Annotated in this window: 12 protein-coding genes; 8 read left to right on the top strand and 4 right to left on the bottom strand. The window is 64.2% G+C overall.

The window, feature by feature from the left end; all coding sequences use genetic code 11:
- Positions 1-844: 844 nt before the first annotated feature.
- Together E7Z53_RS19555 and E7Z53_RS19550 are read left to right on the top strand one after the other, a co-directional pair.
- A complete protein-coding gene (locus E7Z53_RS19555; protein ID WP_062737311.1) occupies positions 845-1,606 on the top strand; it encodes a ParA family protein in 762 nt (253 codons plus the stop codon).
- Complete coding sequence (locus E7Z53_RS19550) at positions 1,603-2,631, top strand: hypothetical protein (protein ID WP_176338651.1); 1,029 nt, start codon at positions 1,603-1,605, stop codon at positions 2,629-2,631. The genes E7Z53_RS19555 and E7Z53_RS19550 overlap by 4 nt, the downstream gene beginning before the upstream one ends.
- Before the next feature lie 136 nt (positions 2,632-2,767).
- On the opposite strand, the gene E7Z53_RS19545 is transcribed toward E7Z53_RS19550, so the two are convergent.
- On the bottom strand, positions 2,768-3,049 hold the full coding sequence (locus tag E7Z53_RS19545) for a hypothetical protein (RefSeq protein WP_062737309.1): 282 nt from the start codon (positions 3,047-3,049) through the stop codon (positions 2,768-2,770).
- A 418-nt stretch (positions 3,050-3,467) separates the two neighbouring features.
- Between E7Z53_RS19545 and E7Z53_RS19540 the strand changes: the two genes are divergently transcribed.
- Entirely contained in the window at positions 3,468-3,713 is a 246-nt protein-coding gene (locus E7Z53_RS19540; RefSeq protein WP_136341073.1) for a hypothetical protein, read from the top strand.
- Between the two features lie 340 nt (positions 3,714-4,053).
- Positions 4,054-5,322, top strand: coding sequence for a replication initiation protein (locus E7Z53_RS19535; protein ID WP_141246793.1), 1,269 nt, complete (start codon positions 4,054-4,056; stop codon positions 5,320-5,322).
- Between the two features lie 260 nt (positions 5,323-5,582).
- Here E7Z53_RS19535 and E7Z53_RS19530 read toward each other — a convergent pair whose 3' ends face one another.
- Positions 5,583-6,071 (bottom strand): hypothetical protein, encoded by a 489-nt coding sequence (locus E7Z53_RS19530; RefSeq protein WP_141246792.1) that lies wholly within the window; start codon positions 6,069-6,071, stop codon positions 5,583-5,585.
- Between the two features lie 264 nt (positions 6,072-6,335).
- A complete protein-coding gene (locus tag E7Z53_RS19525) occupies positions 6,336-7,310 on the bottom strand; it encodes a matrixin family metalloprotease (protein WP_176338650.1) in 975 nt (324 codons plus the stop codon).
- A 1,078-nt stretch (positions 7,311-8,388) separates the two neighbouring features.
- On the opposite strand from E7Z53_RS19525, the gene E7Z53_RS19520 reads away from it, so the two are divergent.
- A complete protein-coding gene (locus tag E7Z53_RS19520; RefSeq protein WP_062737305.1) occupies positions 8,389-9,030 on the top strand; it encodes an excalibur calcium-binding domain-containing protein in 642 nt (213 codons plus the stop codon).
- 9 nt (positions 9,031-9,039) lie between these two features.
- Here E7Z53_RS19520 and E7Z53_RS20950 read toward each other — a convergent pair whose 3' ends face one another.
- Positions 9,040-9,273: a hypothetical protein gene (locus E7Z53_RS20950; protein WP_232319483.1), complete on the bottom strand. Its 234-nt coding sequence runs from the start codon at positions 9,271-9,273 to the stop codon at positions 9,040-9,042.
- Between E7Z53_RS20950 and E7Z53_RS19515 the strand changes: the two genes are divergently transcribed.
- The 3 genes from E7Z53_RS19515 (at position 9,215) to E7Z53_RS19505 (ending at position 11,045) form a co-directional block, all read left to right on the top strand.
- Complete coding sequence (locus E7Z53_RS19515; protein WP_255250919.1) at positions 9,215-9,757, top strand: class F sortase; 543 nt, start codon at positions 9,215-9,217, stop codon at positions 9,755-9,757. The two genes, E7Z53_RS20950 and E7Z53_RS19515, sit on opposite strands and share 59 nt — an antisense overlap.
- 164 nt (positions 9,758-9,921) lie before the next feature.
- The gene (locus tag E7Z53_RS19510; protein WP_062737397.1) at positions 9,922-10,452 is read left to right on the top strand and encodes an excisionase family DNA-binding protein; all 531 of its coding nucleotides are present in this window, start codon (positions 9,922-9,924) and stop codon (positions 10,450-10,452) included.
- Between the two features lie 20 nt (positions 10,453-10,472).
- On the top strand, positions 10,473-11,045 hold the full coding sequence (locus E7Z53_RS19505) for a PIN domain-containing protein (RefSeq protein WP_084271826.1): 573 nt from the start codon (positions 10,473-10,475) through the stop codon (positions 11,043-11,045).
- The last annotated feature ends 137 nt before the right edge of the window (positions 11,046-11,182 follow it).

The raw sequence follows: 11,182 nt of genomic DNA, 5'->3' as shown, positions 1-11,182 counted from the left end.
TGCAGGACGCAACTCGCCTTGCCGGCGACCTGGCCGGATTCTAGGGCCTTGACCGAGATTGACAGCCGTACCGCATTACGTTGTTGGGTCTAACCGGTTCACCATGTCCAACAAGTGCCGCTGTTGCATTGCGTCAGCTGTCTGATCGATGAAACTCGAACTCGATAGCGGCTGGCGACGGACTCTTGTTGTGTTGTGCGGTCTTGTCATGTTGCACATGTGGCACAAGTTCGATGTAAGAAGCAACGACGCCATGACCCGTCAAGGCTCACCGGCATAGCCAGCTTATTGTTGCGTCGTGCATGTTTATCTCGTTCTACTTGTTTCACATGTTCGATAAGTTTAACCGCCCAATGGATCCCCTGGCGTGTGTTGGCGCCACAGGGTCCCTTGTTGTGTTGCCCATGCTTGCCTTGTTCTACCCATAGGTCTTGCAGAGACTTCTATTGCTGATAGGTGTCGAAGTGGACCGGGCGGCGTCGGCCGCGTCATTGCATAACGCATGGTGCAGAGTCTGCATGTAGTGCCAAGTTCAACGAGTCTCACCCGCTCGACCACGTGAGTCGGTCCAACCCACGCTCCATGCCGGGGTGCCATCAGGTGCTAGCCCGATAGCGCCGGTTCCACATGCTGAACCTGCATAACGTGACAAGCGTTTCTGATCCAGGTACGCCCCACGCTCCGCTCGTCGCTGGCTGCGGCTGGCACCGAGCAAGGGATTAATATTGTTGTGTTCACTACGTTGAACGTGTTTGACCTGTTGAAGCGTGTAACCGGTTAGGGTGATGGACGACAGCCTTCCCCAAGTCACCGGCCGTACACCCGGCCGAGAGGGACATCCACGATGATCTACACCGTCGCCTTCCCCAAGGGCGGAACGACCAAGACCACCACCGCGGCCGAACTGATCTGGACACTGGCCCAGCGAGGCCGGCGAGTCCTAGCCGTCGACCTGGACATGCAGGGCACGCTGACGCAGCGCCTGGGCTTCACCGATGCCACGGAGTTCAACGGCACAGCCGCAGATGTGCTGACCGCCAGGATGACCATCGAAGAGGCTGCGACCGAGGCGCCTGACATCGAGGGCGTCGAGGTGCTGGTCGGCCAGCACGACCTGTCTCTGGTCGATGTGAACAGTGTTGACGACCTCATCACCTCGCTACGGGACCTCCTGCCAGACGTGGCCGATCGCTACGACGACGTCGTGATTGACACCCCGCCGGCCATGAGCGACCTCAGCATTACCGGAATGGCAGCGGCGGAGTACCTCATCGCCCCTGTGGTGTGCGACGTGGAGGCGTACACGCAGGTCGACTACTTCGAGTCGGTGATCGAGAAGCGGCTGGCGCCGCGGATCAACAGGGGGCTGAAGATCGGCGCGATCATCCCCACGCGCTACGACGGCCGCCGTCTGCTGGACCGTGAGCTCGTGCTGACGCTGCGCGAGGAGTACGGGGAGTCCACGAAGGTCACTGATCCGATCCGTGAGGGCATCGCAGCTCGTGATGCGACACGCTCGGCCATGCCGGTGGGCCAGTACGATCCCAAGTCGAATCCGGCTAAGGACTACGCAAGGGTGTTCGGCTCCCTGATTGGGGAGGCGTGACGATGCCGACCAAGCGCGTGAACAAGCTGGTGGGCAAGAAGACCCGCAACCAGGTGCGCGACGAAGCCCTGGAGCAGCAGCACCTGCGTGACGAGCAGCTTTTGGATGCCAGAGCCAACCAGCGCAGCAGCACCGCCGGCTCCGACGAGTCGGCCGACATCACGGTCTTCGAGCAGGCTGCCGAGACGCTGGCGAACGAGACCGCGCCGACGCCCGGACCCGTCACCTTGCCGGTGGGGGAGGGGACTCTGGTGCCGGCAGTGACCGCCGAGCCGGTGGGGGAAGGCTCCGATGAGGTGGTGGGGGAGTGGCCGGTGGCCGAGATCTTGAAGCCGCGGTCCAACGGGCAGACCCTCGACGACGCGCAGCAGCACGCCGAGCAGCCGGCGCTCGAGGACGAGGTCCCAGCTCAGGTGCCGGCCGGAGAGACCAGGCGACCGGAGCTTGCTACTCGAGAGAAGACCGAAAATGTGGTGCCGACCGCGGAGCCGATGGGGGAGGGGAGTGCCATGTCAGCACCCGCTATCCATCCGAGCGGGCTCGCCGTCGCAGACTCCGAGGCTGTCAGGGGCCTCGAGCGGTACTCGCATCCCTTGGCGGGCCCGCGGGCCACCACCGTCCCGATCGGAGTCTCGTTCTCACGCACCTCCCTGGACCACGCTAAGCGGGCGTATTCCTCCGACAAGCACCGGATCCCCGGCGGCGGGCCGACGTCCTTCGTCCGCTGGTTGCAGCGGGCGGTGCATCAGCACCTGGCCCTGAGCCCGGAGGAGCGGGAGACGGCGCTGCAGTCCGCTCCGCCGCCGGATGACGGCGGAAGGAAGATCTCCTACAACGTCGTGCTGCCCTACGACCTCCACCACCAGCTGATGGCCGAGCTTGACCGAGCCGAGATGGAGGGCTGGCAGGTAAACAAGTCGGCGTTCGTCCGCGAGGCGGTAGCCGTAGCGATCGGCCAGGCCCTGATCCGGGCGAACGTCACCCAGTTCCCGCCGCTGAAGGGCAAACTCAAGCACGCCCGCTGACCGGCGCATGGTTGACTGGGTGCATAAGTTCAACATGTGGAACAGGTACAACAAGTAGAACACAACAATGCTCCCACGCAGGCCGACGGCCTGTCCCCTATGGAGACGGCGGGCCGTCGGTCGTCGTGGTGGACGGTCAGGAATCACTTGGGAAGTGCTGGATCGCCAGTGGCATCTTGGCCTTTGCGAGATGCTGGCCGACCTCGTATAGCTCGTCCCAGTCATAGTGCAGCTCGGTGGCGTGTAGCACCAGGTCGCGCCGGGCGGCCACCAGCGAACTGGTGAGCTCGGTGTCAGCGATGATGCCGCAGACCTCGACGAAGGTGCGGTGGGCGTCGAGCTGGATGAAGTAGTTCTCGAAGGTGGACGGGTGGAGGTCGACGTCGCGCTCGATGGCGGACGACTCACCCATCAGCACGACGTCTTCGCACCAGCGGTGGACGTCGGCGGCGGTGGGCAGGGTGTGACGGTAGTGGGGGAGGGGTCATTTGCTGAGTACTCATGCCACCCACGTGTGTGACCACACATCCAGCGCACGTACTGCCCCGGGCCGGGCGACCAGGGCCTGGACAACGAGCACCGGGTCGGAGGCGTAGAGCCCGGCGTTGAGGAGCCCGTTGAGCTCGATCACCACCCGGCGGCCGTTCTCGGCGATGTCCAGGTCGATGACGCAGTCGGCCCATCTCCGAATTCTCGCCGGCCAGATCCGCGGCCACCGGCTGACTCGAAGAGCTAACCTGCCACCACCTGGGACACGCCAACGTTGACTGGGAAATTTGGAAACTCATGCAGCGTGTTTCTGGAAACGATGTCGTTCGACTGACATACTTCCAACCATGACGACTATGCCTCGTACGCGCAGTCCCCGTGGCGGCCGCCCGTCCAAGGGCGAGCGACAGAAGGTATCTGCGAACCTTCCCATTGACCGGTACAACCAGTTTTGGGACATCGTGGAGTCCCGTGGCACTACCGCCAATGACCTGGCAGTCGAAATTATTACCGACTGGTTGGACCGTACGGCCATGTCGTCAACGAAGCCCGAGCAGCAGACGATCAATCTGGAGGAACGACGTATCGCCTGATCCCATGACTGCATGAGAAAGGACCCGCCTTCCCAGACGGGTCCCTCTCAAAACAATTCTCGAAGCCGACCACCTGAGTCGCCAAACCTGTTGGTCTGCTTCGCATATAGCACCGGAGTGATTTCTTGCCCTATCACACCGGGGGTGCGTTACGTCCAGATTAGCACCCTGGGCCCCTGACGCCATACCCCCATGCCCAGACGAAGTCCTTGATCTGCTAGGAATCTTGCCTCCGAGGCAGGAGACGAGCCCGGCCAGCAGATGGATCACGCACCACCGCCTGACCTATTTCAGGGCCGGGTACACCAAGCACCAGGCTTTGCCGAACAACGGTCAGTCCGTGGTCGAGTTCCCCTATGTCCAGATCAACCCGGCCGACAACATCAACTTTCTGGTGGTCGACGTGGACCGTTGCGACGCGCTCATGCTGCTGATGCATCCCGCCGTGCCACCGGCCACCTGGATCATCCACAAGCCCGAGTCTGGTCATGCTCAGGCAGGCTGGGCGATCGACCCGGTCTTCGTCGGTCGTGGTCACCGTCCCGGCCCGAAGCAGTACGCCGACTCGGTATTACGTTCCCTAACTCGGTTGGTCTACGGCGACGAGAACTTCACCCGATTCCTGGTTCAGAATCCATCTGCCCGCAACCCGGTGGGGAAGGTCTACTGGGGGAACAGGGCCACTCCGTGGCATCTGGGGGAGTTGATGGACCACATGAAGTCCTACGTCGATCCGTTTCACGACGAGATCCTCGACGGACCAGCCGTCTCGGCATGGCAACCCACTCCGGACAGAGCCAAGCAGTCGCGAGTAGTGCAGCAGGCGATTGCCAACACCTCTGGGCGCAACTGCTCTCTGTTCCGTAAGACCCTGCGGTGGCTCTGGACCCGGTGGCTCGGGGAGGAGCGCGAGCCACACGAACCTGATGCGCTGGCGTATGCCCGAACGCTCAATCGAGACCTCGAGCACCCGTTGCCAGACAAGGAAGTCCGGGCGCTGTCTGCCTCCGCGTGCCGTCAGGCACGCAAGGGCAACGGCCGACCGCGTACGTCTAGCCATGGAGGCAAAAAAAACCAGTTCCTATCACGGAAGGGCCGGGTAGGGGGCAAAGCCACCTCGGAGGCGAAGGCTGAGGCAGCGGCAGCCAACGCGGCGACTGGCCGCACCGTGCGCTCTGCAATGACCGATGCGAAAGCGCTGAAGGCCCAAGCCCTGCACCTGGCGGGGGAATCGAAGCAGGCGATCGCCGAGCTGATGCGAGCCTCCGTCAAGACGGTAGGTCGTTGGTTAGCTCGGGCGGTGGAGGGTGCCGAGACCATCACACCACCTGTAGCTTCAAGAATGTCCAGGCAGGAGCAGCCCGGCGCTTTGCCATCTGACCAGTCGGAAAGCGCCGAATGGGGGCACTCTGCATCGATTCCTGCGGACACCGGTGCAGTCCCTGACCCTGAGTCTGCCGAAACGCCAGCTGAACCAACGCTGCGCATGGACGAAGGCGCCATTTATCGCAGCCCAGAAGTCCTGCCTCCTATCCGACCTTCAGAGCCGCGTGTCTGGGCCACTCTTCAGCGCGCAATCGGTCGACCTCCGCGAGCCCGACCTCATTGACGCGCTTGAGAGTGGTGAGGTCGGTTTCATGTAGAGCCGGATATGTCCGTCTGATGAGGAGTCACTTCAGTCTTGCGTAGACCATGCCGGTGACAGGCTCTGTGTTTCAAGGCTGGCTCAGCGGTTCTTCGACGGAGACCGCACCGCACCAGTGGGGAGAGGGACAGCATCCACGGCCGCCTCGTGATGGGCGCTCCGGGGCAGAGCGCGGCTGGCAGGCCCGGGGTCCTCCAGGTGGCGGTACCAGGTGTTGCCATAGATCAGCGGCGGTGGTGGGACCGACTCCGGGTCGGGGCGGGCCGGTCGGTGGAGTGGTCTCCGGCTTCCAGGAGGTGTTCGGCGCCGGCGAGAAGGGTGGCGGCGATCAGCAGGACACCGCCGTCGTTGCCCAGCAGCAGGTCCGAGTCCACGGCGATGGCCGAGCGCCTGGCCGCCAAATCGTTGATGACCCCGAGGGCGAACCCGGTTGCCGTGACTGTTGTCGGGGCGGTCTCGACCCGTTCCACGGCGGTGACCTCCACCTCGGGCAGCTCGTGGCCGCTGAGTCGGTAGTCGAGCAGGACCTGCTGGCCCAGGCTCAGCAGTGCTGGCACCAGGGCGGCAGGGGTGATTTTCACGTCCTCGGGTAGGGCCACGATTACCCGGGCGGTGGTGCCGGCGGTGGTCTTCCGCAGCTGGGCAGCCACGGCGAAGGAGCCCACGACCGGGACCTCGCCCAGCACAGCATTGGGCGTGCTGGCAGCACTCACGGGAACTCCATGGGGGAGGGGATGCGAACGGACCCAGGCTCTCACAGTGTCGCCTCGAGAAACCGGGGCGCGGTGGTCACCGGGCCCCCATTTCGTCGTGCGCGCGGACTGTTACGGTCGCTCCAGCAAGTATCGAAAGCGATCGTCACCTCATCTGAGGAGGGTGACGATCACGCTCATCGATCACCGCCGAGTGTACTGGGGGGGGGTCGGGTGAGGAGGCCAGGCGTGCATCTGATAAGCCTCCCTTGGACGGGGCTTTCGCTAGAGCTGGGGAACGCATTGGCCGGCGCCGAGCTTGGCCAGTCCGGCCCGGTCGCCGGCGGTGAGGGCGGTGTTGTGCTCAGTGCTCACCCCGTGCATCAGGTGGGTGGGGTCCTCGACGTGGCCCAGGCCGAGCACGTGACCGAGTTCGTGCATGATGACGGCCCGGACAATCTCGGCTCCTGCAGGGTGCTGAAGTGTCTCTTGCAGGTCGGGGGCGTCGAGGGTCATGAGACCGGTGACGTAGGCGTGCGGGCTGTTGCCGACCTGCAGGGAGGTGCTGCCGCCCAGGCCGACGACCTCGCCGGCCAGGTCCGGGTATTCCGTCGGGGTGGACCAGGTGATGAGCACGGGCGCCCAGCGTTCACCGTAGCGCTCGGGCTGGTAGGGCTCCCGGTCCTGCCGGGGTGCCTCTGTGGTGGGGCCGTCGTCGAGGAACTGCAACCCAGTGGCCGCCGAAATCTCCGCGATGGCTTGTTCGAGCAGTTGCTGTCCACCGGCGGGGGCGCCATCGGGGCGCACGACATAGCGGATCGGGCGGCACGGATCGTAGGCGACGACCTGGTCCCCGGGGCTCTGGGTGGCCAGCAGGCTGTACCCACCGGTGTCGGGCACAACCGGGGGCCTCCCGAGGGGGTGGGCGGCTGAGTCCACCCCGGCCGGGGGGCCGTAGGCGTTGTCGGCGTCCGCCGGCACCGGGATGCGCCCATCCGTGGAATGCCCTGGGACGTCGAGATCGGCAGGTCCCACGATGACGTCCCCCTCGGGCACGGGATGGACGGTGGTGATGTCGATCGGCGGTTCATGTGCGGCCTGCTCCGCGGGCCCGGAGGCGGGGCCGGGATCCTGTGGTGGCGGGGATGGTAGTGCCGGGGTGGAGGAGGCGCTGATCAGTCGCTCCTGGACATGGGGCAGCACGAGGTATCCACCGATCGCCGGTACTCCCACGACGAGCGTGAGCACCAGAAGGGTCATTCCCCATGAGTTCCGGCGGGGACTACGGTCCGACACTGGAGGCTCCCAGCGGCGCCAGTCCGAGACCGGCGTCTCCCGGTTCATGGTCCGGTCGGCCCGACGGCGGCGCCGACGTTGGCCGGCCGCAGCAGACCCGTTTTGTCGGCTCAGGGCCTCATCGATCACCCACTGTGGGGTGCGCCCGGAGGGGGACTTGGGCAACGGCGGCAGGGGGTCGGGCAGGCCACGGTGGGGGGTCATGGGTGGTGTTTCCTGTGCTCGGTGGGGGAGGGGAAACCATCCAGCCGGTCGTCCCTGTGTGCTACTCGTCTTCGTGACCGTTACTGATCACAACGCCACCGTCCTGCGCCCGCCAGTGCCACGGCCTCAGGAGACGGAGATGACTTTGCCGGTCTTGGACTTCGATGCGATGGAGGACGACAGTCAAAGAAATACCACTTGGTAGCATCTGCAAATTACTAGGGTGTCCGATCTTTACCGTGTTGCTGGTTCGCACGGGCATCAGCCCACGTCACGGATCCTCCCCAGCACGGCGACGCCTGACATGTGTGATGTACGTCGTTGATCTCCGGAAGAGTTGAGCGGGTACCTGTCCTGTGCCAAAGGGACGAGGGGTCAACGCGTTCGGCCCTGTAGAGGCGGGTAGTCCCCGGCGACCTGGCACGAAGTCATGTCCTCCGGCCCCGGTGCCCGGCAATCTGGTCTTGCTGGTCTTGCCGGCCGATGAGCCCGCACGGCCCTTCGGGATGACCTAGCTCAAAGGAACGCCCATGAGCGTCGATGCGTGCGGCGGCTCCTACTTGCTGAGGCAGCTCATGGTGGCGAGGACTCATGGGGCTATCGCACACCTACCCGTGCGGTGGTGGACATGTCCCCTTTCAGGGGGACTGCAAGCAGCCCTCACGGCGTCCACGGAGCAGGAATCCACAACACTGACGCCTGGGTCGGGTGCAAGAAGGCCTAGATTTACGGGTTCCATAGCACTGCGACGACCGGAAAGTCGTGGTGTCCCCACAAGAGTCGATCCCAGTCCATAGGATCCAGATACATCCATTTGCTTTCGTTCAAAGGGGACACCATGAAGAAGATCACCGCAGGGATGGCCGTGCTGGCCGCCGCCGGGTTCACCGGCCTGTCGATGGTTCCGGCCGCAGCGGCCCCGATCGTTTTCGACAACTGCACGCAGGCGGCCCAGTACGGCGTCTACAACATTCCGGCCGGTTCCCCCGGGTACGGCACGCACCTGGACCAACCCGTCGACGGTGTCGGGTGTGAGAAGGACGGCGCTGTCTACAACGCCGCCCTGGTGCCCGATGACGGTGTCTCCGTTCCCCCGGTCACTCCGGTTGCTGAGACCCCGACGGATGTCGCTGGTTTCGACAACTGCGCTGAGGCTCGTGCCGCGGGCCGGGTGAACATCCCGGTCGGGGACCCGGCTTATGCTCCGCACCTGGATCGTGACCTCGATGGCATCGCCTGTGAGCAGGGCGGCGACGACGAGGCCGACAGTGGCACGGACGTCATCGTGGACTACGTGCCAGAGTCCTGGGGCAACGGCCAGTACAACCAGGTCGGTCAGGTCCCCGTGGGTGGGGCTGAGACCGGTGTCGCCGTGGAGTCCGAGAACACCGTGTCCGGCCTGGCCGTGGCCGGTGGTCTGACCCTGCTGGCCGCCGCCGGTGCGAGCATCGTGGCCCGCCGCCGCGCTGCCCAGGTCTGAGCCTGATAGCTACACCGATTCTGACCGGACGGAATCCTTCTCCGTGATGAGTGCTGCCCGTGAGCGCCGCACCGGCCTTCTGGCCGGTGCGGCGCTCACGCTGCTGTTGGTCAGCGGCTGCGCCGACACCGGTTCTGCCAGCACCCAGCCGCCGGCAACGACATCGTCGGCAACAGCTGATCCCGTGCCCTCGAGGACCGCCACCTCACCGTCCACGGCACCGGCACCGTCCGCCTCTGCCACGCCGTCGCCTTCTGCGACGCCCAAAGCCGACGACGAAGCCCCTCCGGTGTCCGTGCGCATCCCCGCCACAGGCACCGACTCGCCCCTGCTGCACCTGGGGTTGCGGGCCGATGGGAGCCTGGAAGTGCCGCCGGGGGAGCCGGGTTCACCGGCGGCCTGGTACAACCAGTCCCCGGTCCCGGGCGAGCCGGGTCCGGCGATCCTGCTGGGCCACGTCAATGCCACCGATGGGGGCCCCGGTGTCTTCGCAGGCCTGCGGGAGCTCGAGCCTGGGGACACCATCGAGGTCGCCCGCCACGACGGCACCACCGCGGTGTTCGTTGTTCAGCGCGGTGAGCAGTACTCCAAGGACAACTTCGACACCCAAGCCGTCTACGGCGACACCGCAGGGGCTGAGCTGCGCCTGATCACCTGCGACGGGTACAACTTGTTGACCGGCCAGTTCGAGGACAACTACGTGGTCTACGCCCAGCTTGCGCCCTGACCCCGCAAGGGAAGCCCCGGTTCGCTGGCCTCAGACACCTTGAAATTTTCCTGGCGGGCGATAGGGGCGTGCCCCGACTCAAGGGCGTGGTGCGGCCTCCAAGGCATTTACGAAGCAAACGAAAGGGGTTACGATTGTTTCATATCTAAGGGAGAGTGGTGACGATGTCCGCACAGACGCTTGAGCAGCAGACCTATCTGCCGGAGGGTTCGGACCAGCTAGCGAAGGTGTACGACTTCATCGAGGCGCATGAGGCCTCTAGGGGTGAACGCCCCGCGCCTCGATATCTCCTGGTGGGGGCAGAGCCTAACGATAGTGTCGAGATTCCTGAGAACGTCTACCGCGTCCTGCGCCAGGTCGTCGAGGCCCTGCAGGCTGGTCGAGCGGTGACTGTGGTCCCACAGACGCAGACGCTGACGACCCAGCAGGCGGCCGACCTTTTAGGAGTAAGTCGACCTACCGTCGTGAAGCTCATTGACGAGGGCAAGCTTCCCGCGGATACGCCCGGGAAGCGCCGCCGGCTACTTCGCCTGGACGATGTATTGCGTTACCGCAAGCAGCGTCGCGAGGAGCAGTACCGAGCAATCTTCGATACGGCCGATGACTACGACCTTGAAGAAAGCCCCGAGGTTGTCGCTGAACGACTGCGCCAGGTTCGGGCCGAGGTTGCGGCGACACGACAGAATCATGGGTAACCAAGTGCAAGGATGGCAACATGTTCGCCGCCATCCTTGATACCTGTGTTTTATGGCCCAGTTTGCAACGGGATTTCATCCTGAGTATGGCGGCGGAAGGTTTGTATCGGCCGCTGTGGAGTGAGGCCATCCTCGGAGAACTACGCCGGCATGAGGAACTGAAGCTACTTGGGCGTGGGGTGGAGGCAGAAGAATCCCAGCGGCGTTCTGACTACCTCATCATGAAGATGCGCACGAACTTCGACGACGCACTCGTGACTGGCTGGGGACCACTGGAGGGAAGTTACGGGCTGCGCGACCCCAACGACGAGCATGTTGTCGCAGCCGCCGTCGTGGGGGGTGCGGGAGGGATTGTCACCGACAATTTCAAGCACATTCAGCCGGAAAAAGTGCCCGCGCACATCAAAGTTCTACACCCTGCCGAGTTCGCAGCAGACACTGCAGACGTCGATCCGTTGAGGGCGGCGTACGCGCTTCACACCCTTGCAGGCCGACTACGCAACCCCCCACGTACACCTGCAGAAATTCTTGTTCTTCTCGAAAGTCGCTACGCCATGCATGATGTTGCCGAAATCCTCGCGCCGCATGTTTAGGCAGGACCAGCAGTCATAAGAAACCAGCTTCGATAGTTGTCCGACAAGAAACCCGCGGGTCTGCCGTAGCCTATGCCCGGCTCATTCTGTCTCTGCAGTGAGTCCGATATCAGCGGCTTGATCAGCCGTGGAAATAT

The sequence above is a fragment of the Kocuria salina genome, assembly GCF_013368965.1.
GTDB lineage: Bacteria > Actinomycetota > Actinomycetes > Actinomycetales > Micrococcaceae > Kocuria > Kocuria rosea.
Note: the sequence above shows the minus strand (reverse complement) of the source record. Positions and strands in the feature narration are given on the sequence as shown.

What these genes read in the sequence shown, in the direction of transcription:
- E7Z53_RS19540 (WP_136341073.1), top strand. Translation starts at nt 3,468, where the DNA reads ATGACGACTATGCCTCGTACGCGCAGTCCCCGTGGCGGCCGCCCGTCC.
- E7Z53_RS19505 (WP_084271826.1), top strand. Translation starts at nt 10,473, where the DNA reads ATGTTCGCCGCCATCCTTGATACCTGTGTTTTATGGCCCAGTTTGCAA.
- E7Z53_RS19525 (WP_176338650.1), bottom strand. Translation starts at nt 7,310, where the DNA reads ATGACCCTTCTGGTGCTCACGCTCGTCGTGGGAGTACCGGCGATCGGT.
- E7Z53_RS19520 (WP_062737305.1), top strand. Translation starts at nt 8,389, where the DNA reads ATGAAGAAGATCACCGCAGGGATGGCCGTGCTGGCCGCCGCCGGGTTC.
- E7Z53_RS19510 (WP_062737397.1), top strand. Translation starts at nt 9,922, where the DNA reads ATGTCCGCACAGACGCTTGAGCAGCAGACCTATCTGCCGGAGGGTTCG.
- E7Z53_RS19555 (WP_062737311.1), top strand. Translation starts at nt 845, where the DNA reads ATGATCTACACCGTCGCCTTCCCCAAGGGCGGAACGACCAAGACCACC.